General features: G+C 39.3%; 18 protein-coding genes and 3 pseudogenes. 8 read left to right on the top strand and 13 right to left on the bottom strand.

Going from position 1 to position 19,679, the window contains the following annotated elements:
- Nucleotides 1–267: 267 nt before the first annotated feature.
- Nucleotides 268–530, top strand: a pseudogene (locus CRI9333_RS03405) (IS607 family transposase); the annotation flags it as partial.
- A complete protein-coding gene (locus tag CRI9333_RS03400) occupies nucleotides 531–1,994 on the top strand; it encodes an IS200/IS605 family element transposase accessory protein TnpB (RefSeq protein ID WP_015201764.1) in 1,464 nt (487 codons plus the stop codon).
- Between the two features lie 49 nt (nucleotides 1,995–2,043).
- Here CRI9333_RS03400 and CRI9333_RS26535 read toward each other — a convergent pair whose 3' ends face one another.
- From CRI9333_RS26535 to CRI9333_RS28510, 5 genes are all read right to left on the bottom strand, one after another.
- Nucleotides 2,044–2,184 (bottom strand): hypothetical protein, encoded by a 141-nt coding sequence (locus CRI9333_RS26535; RefSeq protein WP_015201763.1) that lies wholly within the window; start codon nucleotides 2,182–2,184, stop codon nucleotides 2,044–2,046.
- A 19-nt stretch (nucleotides 2,185–2,203) separates the two neighbouring features.
- Nucleotides 2,204–7,027, bottom strand: a complete 4,824-nt coding sequence (locus tag CRI9333_RS26110; protein WP_015201762.1) for a CHAT domain-containing protein — start codon at nucleotides 7,025–7,027, stop codon at nucleotides 2,204–2,206.
- 62 nt (nucleotides 7,028–7,089) lie between these two features.
- Complete coding sequence (locus CRI9333_RS03385; protein ID WP_015201761.1) at nucleotides 7,090–7,848, bottom strand: DUF1822 family protein; 759 nt, start codon at nucleotides 7,846–7,848, stop codon at nucleotides 7,090–7,092.
- Complete coding sequence (locus tag CRI9333_RS03380) at nucleotides 7,845–8,540, bottom strand: hypothetical protein (RefSeq protein ID WP_015201760.1); 696 nt, start codon at nucleotides 8,538–8,540, stop codon at nucleotides 7,845–7,847. The genes CRI9333_RS03385 and CRI9333_RS03380 overlap by 4 nt, the downstream gene beginning before the upstream one ends.
- A gap of 123 nt (nucleotides 8,541–8,663) precedes the next feature.
- Nucleotides 8,664–8,870, bottom strand: a complete 207-nt coding sequence (locus tag CRI9333_RS28510; protein WP_390370098.1) for an HNH endonuclease — start codon at nucleotides 8,868–8,870, stop codon at nucleotides 8,664–8,666.
- Between the two features lie 241 nt (nucleotides 8,871–9,111).
- Here CRI9333_RS28510 and CRI9333_RS03375 point away from each other — a divergent pair, with 241 nt between their 5' ends.
- From CRI9333_RS03375 to CRI9333_RS03365, 3 genes are all read left to right on the top strand, one after another.
- Complete coding sequence (locus CRI9333_RS03375) at nucleotides 9,112–9,426, top strand: hypothetical protein (protein ID WP_015201759.1); 315 nt, start codon at nucleotides 9,112–9,114, stop codon at nucleotides 9,424–9,426.
- 440 nt (nucleotides 9,427–9,866) lie between these two features.
- Nucleotides 9,867–10,184 (top strand): hypothetical protein, encoded by a 318-nt coding sequence (locus CRI9333_RS03370; RefSeq protein ID WP_157462264.1) that lies wholly within the window; start codon nucleotides 9,867–9,869, stop codon nucleotides 10,182–10,184.
- Between the two features lie 288 nt (nucleotides 10,185–10,472).
- Nucleotides 10,473–12,176, top strand: coding sequence for a protein adenylyltransferase SelO (locus CRI9333_RS03365; RefSeq protein WP_015201757.1), 1,704 nt, complete (start codon nucleotides 10,473–10,475; stop codon nucleotides 12,174–12,176).
- Nucleotides 12,177–12,363: 187 nt separating this feature from the next.
- On the opposite strand, the gene CRI9333_RS26530 is transcribed toward CRI9333_RS03365, so the two are convergent.
- A complete protein-coding gene (locus CRI9333_RS26530; protein ID WP_015201756.1) occupies nucleotides 12,364–12,531 on the bottom strand; it encodes a hypothetical protein in 168 nt (55 codons plus the stop codon).
- Nucleotides 12,532–12,663: 132 nt separating this feature from the next.
- Nucleotides 12,664–13,062, bottom strand: coding sequence for a tetratricopeptide repeat protein (locus tag CRI9333_RS03360; protein ID WP_015201755.1), 399 nt, complete (start codon nucleotides 13,060–13,062; stop codon nucleotides 12,664–12,666).
- Between the two features lie 353 nt (nucleotides 13,063–13,415).
- Here CRI9333_RS03360 and CRI9333_RS03355 point away from each other — a divergent pair, with 353 nt between their 5' ends.
- Together CRI9333_RS03355 and CRI9333_RS03350 are read left to right on the top strand one after the other, a co-directional pair.
- The gene (locus CRI9333_RS03355; protein ID WP_015201754.1) at nucleotides 13,416–13,838 is read left to right on the top strand and encodes a hypothetical protein; all 423 of its coding nucleotides are present in this window, start codon (nucleotides 13,416–13,418) and stop codon (nucleotides 13,836–13,838) included.
- A 387-nt stretch (nucleotides 13,839–14,225) separates the two neighbouring features.
- Nucleotides 14,226–15,221: pseudogene (locus CRI9333_RS03350) on the top strand (RNA-guided endonuclease InsQ/TnpB family protein); the annotation flags it as partial.
- Here the strand turns inward: CRI9333_RS03350 and CRI9333_RS28270 are convergent.
- The 6 genes and pseudogenes from CRI9333_RS28270 to CRI9333_RS25520 all read right to left on the bottom strand — a co-directional run.
- Nucleotides 15,218–15,412 (bottom strand): annotated as a pseudogene (locus CRI9333_RS28270) (cytochrome b/b6 domain-containing protein); the annotation flags it as partial. The pseudogenes CRI9333_RS03350 and CRI9333_RS28270 sit on opposite strands and share 4 nt — an antisense overlap.
- A gap of 104 nt (nucleotides 15,413–15,516) precedes the next feature.
- Nucleotides 15,517–16,032, bottom strand: coding sequence for a hypothetical protein (locus tag CRI9333_RS03345; RefSeq protein ID WP_015201752.1), 516 nt, complete (start codon nucleotides 16,030–16,032; stop codon nucleotides 15,517–15,519).
- A gap of 153 nt (nucleotides 16,033–16,185) precedes the next feature.
- Nucleotides 16,186–16,782, bottom strand: a complete 597-nt coding sequence (locus CRI9333_RS03340; RefSeq protein WP_015201751.1) for a CDP-alcohol phosphatidyltransferase family protein — start codon at nucleotides 16,780–16,782, stop codon at nucleotides 16,186–16,188.
- A 121-nt stretch (nucleotides 16,783–16,903) separates the two neighbouring features.
- Nucleotides 16,904–17,224, bottom strand: a complete 321-nt coding sequence (locus CRI9333_RS26105) for a zinc-ribbon domain containing protein (protein ID WP_015201750.1) — start codon at nucleotides 17,222–17,224, stop codon at nucleotides 16,904–16,906.
- Nucleotides 17,225–17,403: 179 nt separating this feature from the next.
- Nucleotides 17,404–17,841, bottom strand: a complete 438-nt coding sequence (locus tag CRI9333_RS03330; protein ID WP_015201749.1) for an MAPEG family protein — start codon at nucleotides 17,839–17,841, stop codon at nucleotides 17,404–17,406.
- Nucleotides 17,842–17,850: 9 nt separating this feature from the next.
- Nucleotides 17,851–18,273 carry a DUF6220 domain-containing protein gene (locus CRI9333_RS25520; RefSeq protein ID WP_015201748.1) on the bottom strand — a complete coding sequence of 141 codons (423 nt, stop codon included), beginning with the start codon at nucleotides 18,271–18,273 and terminating at the stop codon, nucleotides 17,851–17,853.
- A 90-nt stretch (nucleotides 18,274–18,363) separates the two neighbouring features.
- Here CRI9333_RS25520 and CRI9333_RS03325 point away from each other — a divergent pair, with 90 nt between their 5' ends.
- Nucleotides 18,364–19,059 carry a LuxR C-terminal-related transcriptional regulator gene (locus CRI9333_RS03325; RefSeq protein WP_015201747.1) on the top strand — a complete coding sequence of 232 codons (696 nt, stop codon included), beginning with the start codon at nucleotides 18,364–18,366 and terminating at the stop codon, nucleotides 19,057–19,059.
- Nucleotides 19,060–19,679: the final 620 nt, after the last annotated feature.

The raw sequence follows: 19,679 nt of genomic DNA, 5'->3' as shown, positions 1-19,679 counted from the left end.
GAAAATAGTTGTGCGTCCTTTTGCCTGGATACCAACATTCTTGAAAGTGAAATGCGTTGTTTTACAGGCTTTGATAAAAGGCTGCGATATCAATAGGCTGGTAAAGTTCACTACGGATCTTCTTTCTGAGTAGACGACCAGCCAAACAACTTTCGCAACCATTGGGAGGGATTGAACTTGAAAACCCAGTTTCGTCTCTCCACTCTGACGTAAAAGGTGCCGAAGTTGCGTAAAGAAACGCTGTCTCCTTGTTTGAGAGATTTATAAATTGGTAGATTAGTTATAACTCATAAGGATAGATTGTTACATTTTGGTTTGGTGCAGAATTGGTATTTTCTATTTGCAAATAAATGAAAACCGAGGTTATAATTATTAATAAATCAACTGAAAAATTCAGCTTTGAACAAGAATTAGTTCAAGATATGATTGAACTTGTAACAATGTTTTCAGCACGTCTGTACGGTGCTAGAAGCCGTAAAAATAAGAAGTTAATTGAGGGGATATTTAATGTTATTGACGAGGTAAAATAGATGCCCACTCTCACGTATGTTAAAGGATTACCAACTCCAGCAGAAGAACTTAACGGTTTAGGTTTTACCGAATTTGAGATGTTTCTCGCTGCTTTAAGTTCGGTATTTCATAAAGCTGCGTGTGAGACAGCTAATTATCTTCATAGGAGTGAGTCATTCAACAAATCTAGCTGGAATACTCATTTGCAAAAAAGTTATAGTATTTCAAAACGTTATGCTAATGGTGTAATTTCATACTCACAAGGTGCTGTCGATGCAAGTAGAGAACATAGAAAACTGCACATTAAAACTTTACAAGGTAAACTTAAATCTATTTCTGCTTGGATTACTAAATCTGAGAAAAAACTGAAAGATGCCCAAAAATTCTACGCCAAGAAAAATTGGCATAAATCTAAGAACGGATGTAGATTTCCTCTATCCTGTTCCCTTGAATATCGTGATACTAATTGGCAGAACTTACGTTTTCAGCTTCACAATAAAAAGCGTCGTGCTTATCAGTTAGCCCAACAAATAGAGCATTTAAAAACTGTATCAATTCAAGTAGCTATCCCCAAAAATCAAGTTTATATTGTTGGTTCCAAAGATGAAAGTTTTGGTAATCAAGTTTGCCAATGGGATGGTGATGTTCTTAAATTCCGTGTTCCTGCTTGTTTAGAACCCAAGTTTGGCAAGTATGTACAAACGAATTTAGGAAATTTTGACCGGAATATTAATCGACTACCTAACACTGGTGCTAAAACAGGGCACTTCTTCCGCTCATGTGGTAAATGGAATGCAGCAGTACAGTTTACTCCTGCGCCAGTGCAACGTATTTCCAGACACTCAGCTTATGGTTGCATTGGGATTGATATGAATCCTGGTTCAATTGGTTGGGCTTATGTTGACAGTGATGGAAATCTCAAAGCTCATGGAAAAATCCCTTTGCTTATGGGTTTACCCTCTGGTAAACAAGATGCTCAAATTGTCGATGCTTGTTTGCAATTAGCCACATTAGCTAATACTTATGCTTGTCCAATTGTTTGTGAAGAATTAGACTTTTCTACCAAAAAAGAACAACTTGGTGAGCGTGGTAGAAAATATGCCCGAATGCTTTCTGGTTGGGCATATAGCCGATTCTACGAGTTACTTGAAAGTATTTTGAGTAACCGAGGTATCTACCTAATGAAAGTTAATCCAGCCTATACAAGCGTCATTGGTCTAGTCAAGTATGCGCGTCAGTACGGATTAGCTAGTGATGAAGCAGCAGCGACTTCTATTGCTCGTCGTGGTATGAGATTAAGTGAAAAACTACCAAACTCCATAACCGCCTATTTGTCCGTGAAGGACGGAAAGCACGTATGGAGCCAATGGAATCAACTGAATAACTTAATTAAGAAATCTAGCATCAAACGTCACAGTTTCTATGCTATTTCTAACTGGGAATCTTTGGTCAAACAATGGTCGGAGCAATCTGAATTATTGTAAGCTACGGCACTAAAGATGATTTCTTGGAACATATACCGTTAAGTTCCCCTTACACAGATTTGAGCATTAGTGCATCGGATATGCGTAGGTTTTTACAAGCGGTGGCATCTACAATTTCTTCCACTGCGCCAGTTTCTTTGCTCACCCGTTGAGAAACGCGGCGTATCAGTTCCTGTTTGTTGATTGACATAAGATTTCTGGGGCTAAATCTAAATCGAATTTAACCCTGAACAGGTAAAAGCAGCCCAATAGAAAGGGTGGGAAAAAGGTTTGGACTCTTGACAAAAAGAGTCCAAATTTCGTTTTGCTTGATAGATTTGTTTTCCAACTTGGTCATGTTTTTTATATTCTTGCTCGACTTGCTGGTACATCGAAGAATCATGCGGATGAATATCCCGTTCTTTTTTAGCTTCTTTACGCAGCGTGTCGGTTTCCTTGAGTTTCTGCGTCAGGAAATCACTTAACTTCGGTTTGTAAACAATAGCAAGAGTTTCACCTGTAATAGTTCGCAGTTCAAATTGAGCTTTTTTAATTGACTCTAATCGGTGATTTCCCTGATGTCGGTATTGATAATAAAATAAAGAAAACAGTGCTGTTGCCAAGTCATCCACAGCCCAAAGTGTACTAATAACACTTCTAGCACCAACACAAAGAAAACCTGTTGAAAGAGTTAAAATATCGTCCGTGATCTCAGCCACACCTAAACCAGTTTCACAGCAGGAGAGAAATACCTCTTCTAGCTGAGGAATACGCCAACTTGGAGTTAATAACTGACTTAAAGTAATACACCCATCTGCTAAAATTAATGCCGATTCTAAAGGATTATCAAGCCGCGATTGGGCATGATGACTAGAGTGAATTACTTGTACTTTTTGCAGCAGATTCCGATAGTTGCTCACACTAGCTTGTTGATTACCTTTTAAATGCAAATGATTGGGAATATCATACAAAGTTGCTAGTTGTTCTCCTTCCCAACTAGCATAGGGTAAATCTTCAGTAGCATCTTCTACTATGCCGTAGTCCAAATAACTACCACTGGTGGAGCGGTTATGACAAAATTCTAAAATTTGACAACTAGGAACGTAACGAATGAGAAATTTATCTCCGAGATATTGATTTTCAGCAATTGGTAAAGCCGAAAAAGGGATTTGATGTAATCCTATATGAGGAATAATAATCAATTCCTCAATGCTTTTTAAATGTTGTGCAATTAAATTATTTAATTTTAAAAATTCAGCTAGTTTTGCTGCTAATAAGGGTAATTGCTCTTTCCAAGTATCTTGTTTATTAAGATATTGCTCTAACCAGGGAGTTAAAATAGATGCTTGTAAAATTTCAAATCCTAATCCAGTACAAGTGTGCAAATTAATTTGATTTTGTCGGATGACAAAAATATGGGTGTCAAACAAAGTAATATAAAAACTAAGAATAGCTGTTGTCGGCAGTTTAATTAGCTGCTGTATTGATGACAAATTCATAGGAATTACTTGAATTTGACCAGCCAGTACAGGATCTAAGCGACGTATTTGCTCCCAAATTTGCTGTTTATTAGCTTCCAAATTGGCAATTGTTTCGCTATCAGGTGCGATCGCAGCCCGATTATGTCCGCTTTTACCGAGTTCATTACCATCAAGATTGCCGCTATTATAATGTATTTCATTATCAATCTGCCGTTGTATAGCTTCAAAATCTTGTAAATACTGTTGAATTTCAGGGGGTATTTCACCATCTGAGTAAAGATCATTACTTGCCATTAAATCTACGAGTCGTTTTGAGCGAGAACGTTCGACATATTCAACAGCTTTACTCGGGTGTTTATTATTAATACAAGCTTGCACCATATATTGGTAAATATGGATAGAATCAGCTAATATTTCTTGACGACGTGTTTCTGAACTTGCCCAACTGCGACTGTTTTCTACAGCTTCAATCGCCACACTATAACCCTTAATAACTTCAGCCCAATCACTAAGCATAAAAGTAGTGTTCCCCAGCATTTGTCCTGCTTTTAGGCATTCTGCTGGAAAAGCGATGGGAGTGAAGATTTTTAAAGCTGAACGATAACAAGTAATTGCTGCTTCTGTTTGATCTTGCGCTAAGAAGACATTTCCTAAATTCAGATGAGTCATAGCCCAAGAGTAAGGAAATTCATCTTTCGTTAAGACTTTTAAAGCAGATTGATGAGCAGCGATCGCTTTTTGTAAGTTCTCATTTTCATCTCCATGAATGCGGTGAAGATAGGCATTAGCCAGATTCATTTGTACTCCCGCCCAATTTTCAGGAAAGGCTTCTTTTCTGTAAACTTGTAAAGCAGAGGTATTAGCAGCGATCGCCATTTCCACATTTTCTGCTGCATCACCTAATCGTCTATTACGATAGGCAGATGCCAAATTCATTTGAGTCTGTGCCCAAAGTTCTGGGAAGTCTTCACGAGTACGAACTAAAAGAGAATTTTGATAATGCGCGATCGCTTTTTCTAAATTTTCAGCTTTGTTACCTAGAATGCGATCGCGGTAAACAATACCCAAATTGTTTTGGATTTTTCCCCATCCTTCAGGATATTTATCACGGGTATAAACCTGCATCGCAGCTTCGCCAGCTTTTATTGCTAGTTCTAAATTCTCAGCTTGATCTCCACGAATTCGATAGCTATAAGCAATAACCAAATTACTTTGAATTTCTGCCCAAAGTTGGGGAAACTGTTCGTGGGTAGGAACTTGCAAAGCTTTATGCAAGTAAAAAAGGGATTTTTCGAGATTTTCTGCTCGCTCACCCTTGATTCGACGGTGGTAAGCATTACCAAGCATACTTTGACACAGACACCATGCTTCTGGTGAATCTTCGTTTTGCAAAACTTTAGCAGCAACTTCATGACCTGTAATGGAAATCTCTAAATTATTTGCCTGATTACCTTGTTGAAATTCCTGAATCAGACTACTCAAATAGAAAAGGATCGTAGCAATACTTTTTGCACCCTCTGGTGGTACTTCAGACAGTATAGCTTCTGTATTCAATCGCAAAATAGTTGCGAAACGTTCATCTAGTTTGTGCTTGTTTGCTTCTAGTAACTGGTATATACATTCAGAATTTTGTTGATTTTTTGATAGTACTTCAAATAGCTGAAACAGAAATATTCTACGGATGCGATCTTGAATATTTCCCCATTGTTCAGGAAAATCTTTTTTGGTGAAAACTGCCGTGGCTACCTCATAACCTGTAGCTGCAATTCTTAAGTTAGTCGCTTGCTCGCCTATTGAAAATTGCTGAATCAGGTCGCTAAAACTTAACAAAGTTGCGGCAATTTGAATACTTTGTCCTGATGTAAGGTCTCGCCAACCATACTCAATCGCTTGCAATTGCTCAACAAATTCTTCATTTAATTGATGAATGTTATTTTCTAGTAGTTGATATACAATTTGTGATTCCCCTGGATTTTCAGCCGTTACTTGTAATACTTGTCCAAGAAATTGTAAATTTGAAAATACTTTCTTGAATTCATCATCCAGTAAGCTTAAAACCTGTTGAAATCCAGAACGTTCTGCATATTCTCTGGCTTTATCTTGTTCGCCATTGGTAATGCAGAAAACAACCATATTTGTGTAGGCTTGAATTTCTTCAGGTATTTCTTGTGCATTAGAAATACCACCCCAATGGCGAATTTGTTCTGCAGCTTCAATGGCAACAGAATAACCTTCAAAAGCTTCTGCTTTCATACCAGCAGCCAAGGCTGTTTTACCTAAAATCAATCCAGTTCTAATGCACTCTCTGGGAAAATTGGTGGAAGTAAAGAATTGCAAAGCAGCGCGGAGACAGTCAATTGCTTCAGTAAATTTATCTGTTGCATAATAGGCATTTCCCAGACTACTTTTTGTTCCTGCCCAACGTTCAGGATAATCAGAAATGGTGTAAACTTCTAAGGCGTTAATATATGCCGAAATTGCCTTTTCTAAATTCTGTTGTTTATTGCCTAAAATTCTTTGCTCGTAAGCAGTAGCAAGGTTGTGTTGGCTACTAGCCCAATAATAGGGCGATGCTGAACGGGTACGCACTTGCAGCGCAACTTGGTAACAAGCGATCGCATGATCTAAATTCTGTGCTTCATCACCCTGAATCCTAAAAAGGTAGGCATTACCCAAATTATTTTGAAGAGTACCCCAAAGTTCAGGAAGTTGAGTACGATTAACAATTTTTAAAGCAGTTTCATAGCAAGAAATAGACTTTTCGAGGTTTTCGGCTTTGTCTTCTGTAATTCTGTCAGTATAGACAAGACCGAGATTATTTTGCAGTGTAGCCCACTTGTCTAGACAAGTCTCACGAGTGTAGATAAGCAAGCCATTATTACAAGCAGCAATTGCCTTTTCTTGGTTATCGGCACGATTTCCTCGTATTCGATGGCGGTAAGCTGGGGCTAAATTTAATTGACTTTCTGCCCATTTTTGCGGAAAAGCTTCACGGGTAAAAATGTTAGCAACAACTTCGTACCCTGTAATCGCAATTTCTAAGTTAATATCTCTGTTACCCAACGGAGATTGATACATTAGACTGCTAAAACCAATAATTAGTGTTGCCAGCATCTCGGCTGTATCAGGATCAGCATTGTGCAAACTAGAAACAGCCCATTGATGATACTGCTCAACAAAATTGTCATTGAGTTTGTCCTTATTAGCTTGCAGCAACCTGTACACAACTTGCGGGTTGCCTTGGCTTTCTCCCATTGTCTTGAATATTTCATCTAGGAGAGGGGGCAGTTGTAAATCTTTTACTCTTGGTGAAGCACTACTTTTCGCACCTGTCGCACTGGTAACACTTCTAAAAAATGGTGTATTGGGAACCTCTTTGGCAATATCAATTAAATAATCAGCCAAGTTCTGGTTTCCTTGCTGCGCCATCATACTAGATACTTGCTTTAGCGCCTCTATTAACCCATCATCAATTAAGTCAGGATTTGCCATCAAAATCTTTGACTCTTCTCCATCACGACAGGTGAGCAGATGGTGAATTAGTCTGTAATAATCTTCGCTACGTTGTGCCATTGTTGTTTAAATCCTGTAGATTTTAGGAACTGCTATATGTAAGTCAGCTATCTTCACAAAAATTACGCAGAATCTCCCCAAATTTCTGCTAACTTCTCCATTAACATTTCAGCTAAATCTTCTAATTCGCTATCATCAGCTTGAATTGTTTCACGGGTAGCACCAACAGCTGTAGACTCGACCGCTAATATTTCTCCTCCAGCGTACCGCCACTCAAATTCATCGACAGTTCGGTAAAGAATCTCCAACCGTGCCACAATTTCTGATAAAGGTTTGTTTTCTAATACCGAACGGACTTGTACTGCTACCGGATCATCAGTTTGTAGAAATGCGATCCCTTCTTCTAAACGAGTAATTTGCTCTAAAAGAGCCTCAATAGGCTGAAGTTCTGACACTCCTAACTGTGCAGGTGGATTCGCCTCATCAAAGGCAGGTGCAAATCCTAATAGTTGTACTGAGTCTAGGCTTTCTTGAAACTGTATTGCTACATAGCCAATCCTCTGTTCGCTAGCACTCTGTAATAAAATAACAGTTTGTCGGGGTAAAACTGGACAGCATTCTAATGTTCCGATATTTGGAATTACCAAATCAGCTACATTTGATAAAGCGGCTTTTACTGGATTAAAACAATCTGATTCTGTTAAATCTGTTGGGATTTGCAACCAATTTAAATAACAGTGGACGGCGTAAACTGCTAAGGCATTTAAGTAAACTCGTTTTCCTTTTTCTACAGTGCTTTGTTGAGCAGCTAAATCTTTGGCTCTAGAATGAATTGCTAAATCTAGCGGAACCATTAACAAGGGGGAAGTTGTGCTATTCATAACGATTGCTCCTGTTTATATCCCAAATCTTTGGCAACTTTTTGCAGTATTGGTTCGCATTTTCTTTTCCAATGCGAATTGACGGTTGTGTAAGGAATGCTCAACTCTCGCTGTATATCTGCAAATTTGTCAGGTGGTTCTTTAAGTACAAATCGCTGGCTGAGGAATTGACAATTACACTCAGGAGAAGAACTAGGATAACTATTTTTAAGATTCCCTTCAGGATCTTGCTCAATGTAACGCTCTAATTTTCGACCAATCCGTTGAGTAGTTTTTCGCTGAGAGTTTTCAATTAAACCATCCAAACCACTCAAAGTAAAATTGGGTAACTTATCGAGCAAAGTTATTTCCCCAAAATCTGAGGCAATTGGAGCATCTAAGCTGAGTGGAGCATTTTTATCAGGAGAGTATAAATCTTGAATTCGCCAGCGAAGGTAGCCGTTAACCCACTTCACCAAGCTTTCTGCAACTGAGTCAGAATAAGGCTGAAATTGAAAAATATTCTTGCTAATCCACTCAAATGTAAGGCTTAGGGCTTGTGAATAGTCTGGATGAGAGGATCTGGCTAATTTTGGTAATTGTTGAATTTCTCGTATTAACCCATTCATAGCAAATCGCCATTGTCGGCTTTTAGGTGGGTGTTGACGTATTTGCGTAATTAAAGCAGTCAACCGTTGGTCTAGGTCATCCATGCCGCTTTTTTCAAGGGTGTGGTTATTGATTTCGCCATTATCCTATGTAAGCAGATGCTAATATTTATAGGCATATCCAGAAGTTGTTGGGAGTAGATTTTGACGAAGTTCAACTAAATGCTCTTAGTAACTTCTATTTGGAAGTTCAAAAGTTTTTCTAATCTGTGGAGGTAACAGGCTGTTCCCACGGGAATTATTGCAACTGAAACAAGCCAAACGCAAATTCGAGAGACTATTAGAACCACCCAAGCTTTTGGGGACTAAGTGTTCAATAGTTCTTTCCGACCTTCTCATTTGCTTGCCGCACCAGCAACAGTGGTTTCCATACATTTGCAATAAATGGTGTCTCTTGCGGCGCTTGGATGCTGGAGACATACTAGCCATAATTTCACTGCCTGAGTTTCAAGGTTTGAAGGTGTTCAATTGATTAACAGGGCAGTGCTGAAAAATTACGCAGAGTTTTTTATGACCTTGCTAAAATGTGAGCGAGGTTTTTTAGAATAAATTTCGATATTTACTTTTCTTTCCTAACCTACTTCTGAGGTAGTAACACCACAAATACTTGGAGTAGATGATTTCGCTTTTAGATGCTACCCTCAGTTCTAGTTCTTTATCACAATCGCGCATGGGTAGCCAATCAACCGCCAAAACCATTTTTATTCTCACCTCGATGGTGGGTTGGCTCATTGTAGGTGCGACGCTGATGTATCTCTTTCCCTTAATTGCTGACCAGTTAGTATCTTCTGAGCTAACTCATCAATGGATGAAGACCCTGAGTAGAAGTGGTTATTATCCTATGCTGGCTCTTGTAGGTGGCGGCATTGTCCTGGTTGTTACGGCGTTGGCTAACATCATCTGGTACCAACGCTTTGAAGGAAAGATTTAGAGCCAAAATGCTTAAAGCTTGCAAACAGTAACGCCAGAACGCAATTCCTGGAACACTTACTGGTTCAGATGGCAGTGCAGTTTCAGGTTCTCGTGCAGATTCTAGTTCTAGATGATTTACATTTTGGTCTACTTCAGGCGCGTTAGCGTCTTTCTCTACTGCAACTGGTAGGAGTGCAGAATTTAGTAAGTGAGAATTTAATTCAGGGTCAGGTTCATCGCTAGTATTGGGCGATTGTGCGATTCTCGTTCCGAGACGCTACGCGATCGCGTTTACCTCTGCATCTACATCAACTACTAATGATTCTCCCAAACTTGATATGAAGATAGGACTATTCGTGGTACGGGCAAACGAAATCAGAACGAACCCAAGCAACCCACTGATTTGTTGTCAACTCGTACCAAATGTATCCATCAGTGCCACGAGTTCTTTTACTAATCATGACGCGCTCACCAGTTATGGCTTGGTATCTACGTTCCTTAAAAAAGTTAAAAGACTTTGCTATGCCTGCTACTAATCAGCTAGGTAATGGAGAAGGATATGTTAAGAAGTTATATGTGTCACCTCGTAAGTATATAGTACCTGCTAAGGTCAATATTCAACTTGAAACTATGAAGTATAGTGCTTGGATTCCTTTTGGGTTAAGTGCAGGCTTTCCAACATTTTCTTCTGCTACAGAAGAAATTCGTAAACGATTTAAAGATTCTGGTTTACCAGAATTAAAATTAGCGTTTAAAAGGGAAACTATAGAAAAATAGTTCCCCTAATAGCGGCTCTCTGTTGGAATATATGACCGATGAAAAATTTGTTACATAGTGGATTGCTCAAACTTGATATTAACTCAAACTTAAAAGTAGAATTGATCTATACACCTCCTTACTTTCTTGATTATAATCTGGCTGAGGATTTAGTACATCAGCTTAGGCTTGTTCATCTTCAAGCAGAATAGTATTGAGAAGATTCAACTCACTAGATGTCATAAAGTAGCGATCGTTAAAAATTGTTTTAAACACGAATCCTTGCCGACAATATCGGCGCTAGCAAAAATGTCATATCCATCTCAACCCTCTGCTGAACCTTGTGTAACGACCTTCGATGAGTTTGTGCAATTGGCGGATTATTCTCTGATGGATACCTTAAATGCCGATCCTGATGCCACTGCAGATGGTGATGATCACCGGGCCCGCCAGGTTTTTTCTGGTCATTTCGTGCCTGTGACACCCACGCCGCTTGCAGACCCAGAATATGTAGCTCATAGCCGCACTTTTTTTAAGGAACTTGGGTTGAGCGATGGACTGGCGCTTAATGAAAAATTTCGCCGTGTATTTTCTGGTGATCTCTCTGCTGCCCATGAGCCGATGCGTCAGGTGGGCTGGGCGACGGGTTATGCCCTGTCGATTTATGGCACCGAATATACCCAACAATGTCCATTTGGTACGGGTAATGGTTATGGCGATGGTCGAGCAATATCTGTATTTGAAGGAATCATCAATGGACAGCGCTGGGAAATGCAATTGAAAGGGGGCGGCCCAACGCCTTATTGCCGGGGTGCCGACGGGCGTGCTGTCCTCCGGTCAAGTGTGCGTGAGTTTCTAGCGCAAGACTATATGCAAGCGTTAGGTGTGCCAACATCGCGCTCTTTGACACTGTATGTTTCTAAATCTGAGACTGTTACCCGGCCTTGGTATTCTCAAGACTCCTACTCTATTGACCCTGATGTTTTGGTGGACAATCCTGTGGCCATTTCAACTCGCGTTGCACCCTCCTTTTTGCGCGTTGGTCAGCTAGAGTTATTTGCCCGCCGCACTCGCAGCAATGCTCATCCAAAAGCATTAGAAGAGTTGAGCATGATAGTGTCGCACTTAATTGAGCGAGAGTACAAAAGCGACATTAATCAAAGCCTTGGTTTTGCCGATCAATTAGTTGAGTTGGCTAAGCTATTTCGCCAGCGTCTCACTTCACTGGTGGCTAATTGGCTACGTGTTGGTTATTGCCAGGGTAATTTTAACAGTGACAACTGCGCTGCTGGAGGCTTTACCCTAGACTATGGACCCTTTGGATTTTGTGAAAAATTTGACCCTTGGTTTCAACCTTGGACTGGTGGCGGCGAGCACTTTTCATTCTTCAATCAGCCCATTGCAGCAGAAGCAAATTATTACATGTTTTGGAAATCTGTGAGACTGCTACTGAAAGAAGATGCTGAAGCGTTAGAACAGTTCGACCAAGTAGGCCGCGGCTTTTCAGAAGCCATGCAAAAACAAATCCAAAAAATGTGGGCGGACAAACTTGGCTTGACTGAATATCACCCAAAGCTATTTGAAAAATTGATGCAGTTAATGACTGACTCAGAGGTAGATTACACCATTTTCTTCCGCGAGTTATCCCATATACCAGATGATATCTCAGCATTGAAAAAAAGCTTCTACGTTAAAACTTCACCACAACTCGATGAACAATGGCAATCTTGGCTCTTAAGCTGGCGCGACCTCGTCATTAACGACGGCAATTTGGCTGAGATATCGACAAAGATGAAACAGACGAACCCAAAATACACATGGCGAGAGTGGTTGATTGCCCCTGCGTACCAACAAGCCATGCAGGGTGACTATACTTTAGTTAAAGAGTTGCAAGAAGTCCTCTTCTATCCATATGATGAGCAATCACAAGACGTAGAAGATAAATACTATCGTCTAAGACCTAATGCGTTTTTTAACACGGGTGGCGTGTCACACTATAGCTGTTCATCTTGAATAGCTGATTGTCACGCAGCTATTCAATACGAGCAGCTTTGTTCTTGAGCAACTGTTGAAAGCCAGGTTTGCAATGAGTTTGAGTCCGATATGATAAAAAATTGCACGTATCTCGATACTGTTGGCGAATTCATAAAATACTCATTAGTGATCGCACTCGCCAGTTGCGTAAATACTGTTGGTGATTTTATTTCTTGGGTGCTGACATCTGCATAACAAAATCCCATAATTGCCAAGTTCTGTTCTCAACACCTGGAACTAGCGGCACATCCTCAAATTGCTGCACTGCCCAAAATGCCTCTTCATGCTCTTCTACGACTATCTTTTTAGCATCTTCTGGGCGGAAAGTTAACACAGCCGTCAGGCTCCAATTGGATTTTAGACACCGAGGTAGTGGAGTAAATAAATAACCCCACCCCCCTGTGCGCCTTAATTCCGCTTGCTCCTTTTAGATTAACTAGAGCTTGGTCGCCCCCGAATAAATTGTTTAAAAAGCAAAGAGAACCAGCTTCTGTTTTATCCCAATACTTGCTCTGGCATGAAGGTAGCGGGAATCAGGATATAGTTTGATAGCGCGATCGTAGGATGCGATCGCAGATCCATAAGCAGACATTTCAGAAAGCAGCAATCCTCGATTAAACCAAGCTTGATGATAGGAAGGAGAAAGCGCAGTGGCTTTGTCGTAACAACTCAACGCTTCGGCTTGCCGATGTAAAGCACTTAAAGCATTGCCGCGATAATTCCAAGTACGGCAATCATTTGACTCAAAGCTCAATGCCAGATCGAATGCTGAGATGGCTTCACTATACTGCTCAATCGCGCAAAGTTCACAACCTTTAGTTTGCCAGTAATATGAGGAGTTAATATCTGATTCTCTACAAGTCATACTATTGTCTTTTGCTCTCACTCACTTTCTATTGTGCTGGAATTTAAAATTGACACTCCCCCGTCAAGCTCGTAGCGTAATGCTAGAAATATACCAGACAAAGTTAAAAAATTTCTTATTGATGTATACTGCGCTACATCAATACATAAAAATTTCAAAAAAAAAATAATTGTTAGCAATGCGTAACGTTAAAAATCATTATTAAATATTGCAAGCTTTACAACGTTTGCTTTATTGTAAACTCTGTCTAAATAGATGGCAGGTGCAGATGCCAGTAATGCTAAATATTTTACAACCAAAGTTTTAAAACAAGATAAGCATTTATTATCTGAATAAAAAACATTAAATTAATTATGAAACTATTAACTTATGCTTTTTTGAGTTACATTTCTGCAATCTTGCTGTCTAATAGTGCCTCAGCAAATCCAGTTCAAGAAGAATCAATTTTGTGTAAAAACAAGAAACTTTTAACTATGCTTGCTTTCAGTACAAGCGAGTATAATATTGCGATCTGCAAAGAATCTCTAGGTGGCTTTCATTATATTCATCAAAACAGAAAAAATAAGACACAAATATTTTTACCAGTTATCAAAAAAAATGATCCTTATAGCGGGGTAAACCCCTGGTTACTTAAAGCCTCTAAGGGAGGATTCACTTATCAAGTGGCTAACTTTAATCCACTTGGAAAAAATGGATCTGTTTCAATATCTATATTTAAAAATGGGCGTAAAATTTATCATCGCATAACTAAAAATTTTATCAGATCTGATGAATAATTTGCCAACAAGGATGCGCTCGCATTTAGGATAAAAATTTTCTGCGGCTGGAAAAGCTAAAATTGGTTGATATTTAAACTTACAATTAGTATATTATCGCCTTAAGTTGTTGCCTTCAAAGTATTTCAAGTTCAAAAGTTCAATGTGTAAAAAGCGTAAATTAATAAAATTAACTATTGATTAATCAGTGATCGCCAAAGTTTTCGGTCTACTAACTTTCACTTGTTACTTTATTGTCGGTAACAGCATAAGGAATTATATATGCATAGAAGATTTGTGGCAATATTTTTTTTAATGCCGTTGGTGGGATGCGATCGCACAGGTTCGCAACGAGCATTATTTAATACAACTTTACTCTTAATTTATTTAAATAGCGGAATAATATTTATGATAGTAACACGCAGGGCAACCTTTCGCCTATATCCAAGTAAGTCCCAAGAAGTCAAACTGCATTATTGGCGACGACTTCATAAAGATTTATATAATGCCTGTCTTTATCAAAGAAAGACAGAATATAATCGTTTTGGACGTTCCGTTAGTTACTATCAGCAACAGAATCTTTTACCAGAATTTAAGGAGTGCTGGACTGAGTATAAAGAATTAGGTTCGCAAGCATTACAAGCAACAGTTAAGCGTGTTGATTTTGCGTATACAAGATTCCTTAAAGGCGTAGGCGGATACCCTAAATTTAAGTCTGCGCGTGATTATCGTGGTTGGACTTATCCCGCAACAAGTGGATGGAAAGCACACACCATAGGCGATAACGGTTATTTGGAGTTGTCCAACTTGGGACAAATTCAGATGCGTGGTAAAGCCAGAACTTGGGGTACACCAACAACCTTAACTATTATCTGGAAACAGGGGAAATGGTATGCTTCAATCACAGTTAATTGTGAACCAGTTCGACAAACTGGTAATGGTGCTGTTGGGTTAGATTTTGGCACGTATCACGCAATTGCTTGTAGTGATGAAACGATAATTGATAATCCGAGATTCTTAGGTAATACTCAACAAAAAATCAAGAAAGCTTCTAAGAAATTACGCCGTAAACGTGCGCCTAATTTCAAGAAGAAAATTAAAGCCTCTAAACGCTGGAGAAAGAACCGGAAAAAGATAAGTAAACTTCAAAATACAATTGCCAATCAGAGACAAGATTGGCAACATCAAATCGCTGCACAGATAGTGAGCCGTAATAGCCTGGTAGCGACGGAGAAGTTGAACGTCAAAGGGATGACTCGTAAAGCCAAAAAGGGAAGTTCGAGAAAACATCAAAAAGCCGGACTAAATCGGTCTTTATTAGATGTTGGGATTAGCAATATAACTTCACTAATTAAGTACAAACTTAGTGAATGTAATGGGGTATTTGTTGATGTACCTCTTAATAAGGTATATAAACCAAAAGTGCCATGTACCCCTTCTATATCTCGATAGGTAGGTAATGGAATTCTTCCCCAACGCCCATCGTAGGTATCGTAAGTCCAAAAAGCTGTTAGTATTGCAGCCACTAGAAACAGACCAGTGAACCCATGCAGAATGCGAAGCAAGAGGGGTTGATAAGGTTGAGTCGATTTCATTTACAGCAATGGCTAACGAACATCATAAAAGTAGTTAATTAATTCAAATTAAAAAATAAATTTATTTTTTAAAAGGTTGCCCCCATATTTCCCAATTCTCCTTATTAAATGGCGATCGCCATTTTAGTATCAACTCCCTCTCCAATTTCTGTCGCTGAAGAAAGCTCTACTGGAGTATTCCACCAGAACGCGGTACATACTGCCACATCTAGCTGGTAGCGACGATGCAACTCAATGTACTGCATGATGTACTTTTGGCAATCATGGGTGATCCAGCGTTGCTTAGGTGTGCGCTTGGTTTCTCCCACATAAAGCAATAAAGGCAGCGCGTTATCAACCACAAAGTAAATGCAGATTGAATCACCCTGTTCAGCCATTCGGTAAAACTGTGATGGTTGCAGCTTCAGGCTGAAGGGGTCAATACTATCTGAGTCACAATGTACTGGCGCAAGGTCAAAAAGACTGGCTTGTTGAGGTGGCTGCTTGTATCTGATCTGTTGCTGATAGTGAAAAATTTTCTGTTTCCACTGCTGCAAAGCATCCTGGCTCATCACGAGCTTATCGGCTCTAGGAGCTAGTATGTTGTTATCTTCAAATAAACTAAGTTGATTCAGTTCCATGGCGGGTTCCTCAGATCATCATAATCAGTTTCCCATAAGCACGATCGCAAGTGTTATCTTTCTAGGGGATTTATTGTGACAATAATTGAAATAATATAGTCAAAAAACTGTTTCATTTTAAATTTATTAAATCGTTGTTTTGATGTTTGTAAATCACTGGGGCAAATCGCGGCGCAGATTTAAAGCGTGAAAGATACTCAAAACATCACATTTCCATTCGGGCAATAGTAATGTCATTGCTATCTCTTCGGTGCTGTTTATCCAACAAAGAACAATTGCCAGCCACAGGGGTTTATCATAGTCAAACCCAAATAAGCTTACAGTAGCAATCAACAGCATCAGTCCCCAAATTTTCGCAGTGTAAGTATGAAAACTAGGAAGTTTTTTAAATTTAATTAAACTAATAGTAAATAAAATTAGTTGAGCGGCTAGAGCCAAAAATAAAGGAGTTTTAAAATCCCTCAACACATGAGGATAGACTAACCATGTGCTAATAGCAAGGCAAATAAACAGAAAGATATCTGCCCAGCTATCTGCTTGTCGAAGTTCAACTGTGCTGACTCCTAATCGACGGGCAATGATGCCATCAAAGATATCAGATAAAATTGCAATAATATAGCCAACAACGAACCAAATTGTAGTATCATGATCCAGCGCATCCAGCACCAGTAGAGGTGCGATCGCTACACGAATACCAACAAGAATGCTGGGAATTCGCTCAACAAAAAAAGGAACTTTTTGAGTATTCATTACTAACCTTTTTGGCTCTCAACAAGACGAACACGGGTTTTCAACAGTAAAGTTTTGTCCTTCTGCTATACCTAAAAAATCTCCAAATTTCTTCCCATCTGATTCTGGCTCTGGCTAAAAATCAGAGCAATAATAAACTACCTTTAGCTTCCTCATACCACCACTTCTGCTGCGCTGCTGTCCAGATTTCTTGACTGTTACAATCTGCACAAGTAAAGGGTCGATCAATATAATATTGACGCTGAACGAAGTCTGGAACACTGTAGCTGTTAAGAGGAGCAAGGGTCGTTGTATCAACAATTACACCGTCTTGTAATACTGCCAACTTAGACGGGGGAAGCTTCTGGCTTTCTCTCAATGTTAGCTGTTTGGCAGACAGCTTTTCTTTACGAGATTGTTTTTTTGCCTTGAGTTCAATTCGACGCTGTTTTCCACTCTTCATATCAGGGAGTGTCCTTAATAAACCTCTTTCCTAACTTCTAATTGATACATTCGGAGCAGTAATTTAATTTTTCAGTCTCATTAATTGAGCATTTATGATATGTTACCCATTTTTGAAAAAGCGATCGCTCTTTTTGGGAATGAAGGGCGTTGTTATACGGCATCAGTAGGTTAACTTAGCTATGTGCCAAAGTGAATAATGGCTGCGCGGATGGTGATGAACCATACCGCGAGGGTGGCGAATAGGTAGAGGTAGAACCGAACCATGATGAAATTGAATGTACAATGGACGATGCTATGCAATGCGCGAAATATAACGAAAACCCACGCGGCATTGACATATACTGCATCCACCTGCTTTGTCATGAAGAGGTATAACACTAGCGCGTAGAAAATTACCGGAATCTCGAACAGATTCTTGAGGTTATCTGATGGATTGGATACGCTTGGTGGCGATATCTGCGCCAGTTGCTCAGGTGTAGTAGGTACAGCCATATCAAGAGAGTGGCTCTTTAAACTGGTAAAGAAACTGATACGGCGGATGTACATATACACCCAGACCAAGAGTGTTAGAAACACTGTTGCAAAGAAGGGGCTGAAAATTGTATCTTGCGCCATTTATACCTCTCAAATTTGCTCGTTGTGATGATTGACAGACGGCAAAATGCGCGATACGCCATGTACAAGGCTTGAAGAAACATAAAATAAACTAAATCCCATCAAAGGATGTAGTATTTCTAGATGAAAAGGAGTCTTGATATGAATGCTGGTAAATTGTAGTCCCAGCAGCACTGGTAGAGTTGCAGTGAGACGTTGTATTCGACGTGGGAATGGGGTGATGAATGACCATAAGAGTAATATTAATGACAGTCCACTGTAGCCTCGTACTAGCCAAACATGAATATTCCACCATTCAGGGTTATTAAAGTAAGCAACCCCAACCGTTAATAACTGAAAAATCAAGCAGATGTTAAAGATTACCGAAGTTGTATAAAAGCCAAGAAAAAGAGGGCGTATGCTCGCGCTATCAATTTCCGAATTTACTGTCATATCAGGTGTTTTTGAGATTAAAGATAATATAAACAGAGCAATAAAGATGCGGATAGACCTCGAACGGGTACACTTTGGTCAACTTTACCTATGACAAGTCCTTTGAAGTTTTTGTTTGAAACCATCGATCAAGCCCATAGTGAAGATGAAATGCGATCGCAAATCGTCCCCCAAATTGGTGAGTATTTTGTAGCTAAACGATGTGCCATTTTTTTCTTCGATCAACTTCCCAATTTAAATAAAAATCTGCAAAAAATATTGAAAATAGGTCTATCAGTTGAACATAATCCTGTGGTGCGTTATTTAGTAGAGCGCCATGCTCCTGTCCACGAAGCATTAGTAATGTCGCCAAAAGCTTGGACAATCATCTGTCCCCGTCCGGATCATTGGCACGTGATGGCGGGGCCGATCATCAATCGCGGTCAATTAGTAGGTGTAGTGGGCTGCACTCGTGAAAAGTCTATGCCTGCCTTTGATACACAAAATCTCGCCGATTTGAGTGCTATCTGCTTACATTTATCTGTTTGGGTGACAACGGTGCGATCGTGTAGCAACTCAAAAGAATTATCCCAGCATCAACCTATTGGTGGCTCACGCTTAACGCCCCGTGAAATGCAAATTGCACAATTAGTTGCTTTGGGACGAACAAATGCAGAAATTGGCAATGAACTTTGGATTACGGAAAATTCTGTCAAGCAGGCATTAAAGCGGATGTTCCGTAAGCTTGAGGTTTCGTCGCGTGCCGAGATGGTTGCACAGCTTTTTGCTGTACGTCAATATTCATAATTTTCTCGCTAAATTTTAGCAATATTATTACTTTAGTTTAAAGATTTTAATTTCTCGTTCCATCTTATAGATATTACCTGGTTAATATTATTAGTTTGTTTTATTGTGATCGCGAACAAAACAAAAATTCAGGTTGTGATTTGCAAATAGAACGCTAAACTGCTAAAAATGGAGAAATCTTTATTACTACGGCTTGAAGTACGGAATATAGATTTTAAGCGTGAGGTGTTTGAGACGCAACGTATAAATCTGTTTACGTTGTTCCAACAAATAAATTTCTAGCCGAGAATTCAACCCATCTAAATCAAGGATATGCTTATCTATAATAAGTTTATCTCACATCACTCAGAATAATAACAATCCAACCTTTTGTAGCAACGGTAAAAACTAGCTTTAAATTATATATTCGTTGCTCTGTATAGGGCTTAAGTATTTTTGCAAATTATTTTAATTAGAAAATAAATTTAAAACGGGCTCGTTTTTGAGCAAAATAGGTTTGATTCAAGCGGTTTAACTAATAAGTAATCAGAAATGATTCTAGCCATTAATTACTTAGGTAAGAGCGAAGCTGGACTGTGCTATCGCACAATCCACATTACCAATTATTAGTTCATTAATGA

The sequence above is a fragment of the Crinalium epipsammum PCC 9333 genome, from assembly GCF_000317495.1.
GTDB lineage: Bacteria > Cyanobacteriota > Cyanobacteriia > Cyanobacteriales > PCC-9333 > Crinalium > Crinalium epipsammum.
The sequence above is the reverse complement of the archived record's forward strand: the minus strand, read 5'-3'. Positions and strand labels throughout refer to the sequence as shown.